This is a genomic window from Georgenia deserti (assembly GCF_042680605.1).
GTDB classification, from domain to species: Bacteria; Actinomycetota; Actinomycetes; order Actinomycetales; family Actinomycetaceae; genus Allobogoriella; species Allobogoriella deserti.
Map to the genome: position 1 here is coordinate 1 of NZ_JBHUEE010000021.1, position 1,270 is coordinate 1,270.

At 66.4% G+C, this 1,270-nt stretch carries 1 protein-coding gene; it reads left to right on the top strand.

What is annotated here, in order from left to right; translation table 11 throughout:
- Window positions 1-34: 34 nt before the first annotated feature.
- Window positions 35-1,210 (top strand): IS481 family transposase, encoded by a 1,176-nt coding sequence (locus ACFSE6_RS18880; RefSeq protein ID WP_388011132.1) that lies wholly within the window; start codon window positions 35-37, stop codon window positions 1,208-1,210.
- The last annotated feature ends 60 nt before the right edge of the window (window positions 1,211-1,270 follow it).

Sequence of the window (1,270 nt, forward strand, 5' to 3'; positions counted from 1 at the left end):
GTCATCGGCATAGCCGGGCCAGTGATGGTCGGGCATGTCGAAACGACGACTGGTCATCGAAGCTGTTGTTGCCGGTGCCTCGCAGTCCCAGGTCGCCCGCACCTATGGGGTCTCCCAGGGCTGGATCTCTCGATTGATGAGCCAGTACGAGACGGAGGGCAGGGGCGCGTTCACGCAGAAGTCGCGTCGGCCGAAGACGAACCCGGCAGCGACAAGGGACGAGCACGTCGCTTTGGTCCTCTCCCTGCGCCAGGACCTGACCAGGCGTGGCCTGGATGCCGGCGCGGACACCATCGGCTGGCACCTGCACCACCACCACGGCATCACCCTGCCCCGGGCGACGATCAACCGGATCCTGCACCGAGCCGGGCTCGTGCGGCCCGAGCCGCGCAAACGACCGAAGTCCTCCTACATCCGCTTCCAGGCCGAGGCCCCGAACCAGACCTGGCAGTCAGACTTCACGCACTACGAGCTGCCCGACGGCACCGTTGCCGAGATCATCACCTGGCTCGATGACCACTCCCGCTACGCCCTGCACATCACCGCCCACACCCCCGTCACCGCCAAGATCGTGGCCGACTCCTTCCGGCACGCTGCCGCCGAGCACGGCGTCCCGGCCTCGACCCTGACCGACAACGGCATGGTCTACACCACCCGCTTCGCCGGCGGCCGCGGCGGCAAGAACGACCTCGAACACCAGCTCCAGGCCTGGAACGTCGAGCAGAAGAACTCCCGACCCGCCCACCCCACCACCTGCGGGAAGGTCGAACGCTTCCAGCAGACGATGAAGAACTACCTCGCCGCCCTCGACCCCCAGCCCGAGACCCTCACGGCCCTCCAAGACGGCATCGACGGGTTCAAGGACGAGTACAACCACCACCGACCGCACCGCTCACTGCCGCACCGCGCCACCCCCGCAGCGGTCTACAACACCCTGCCGAAAGCCGCCCCGCTAGCCCCGGACAAGCCGCTCACCCACGAACGCGTCCGCGAAGACATCATCGACAACTCCGGCAAAGTGACCCTCCGCGTCGCCGGCCGCCTACGACACATCGGCGTCGGCCGGACCCACGCCCGAACCCACGTACTGATGCTCGTCCAAGACCTCCACGTCACCATCATCAACCACGCCACCGGCGAGATCCTGCGCGAGCTCACCATCGACCTCAGCCGCAACTATCAGCCACAGACAACACCACTACCGAAATGACGAATGGCCCGAACCCACAAACCGTGGGTCCGGGCCATTCCGATGTCCTGAGACATCACA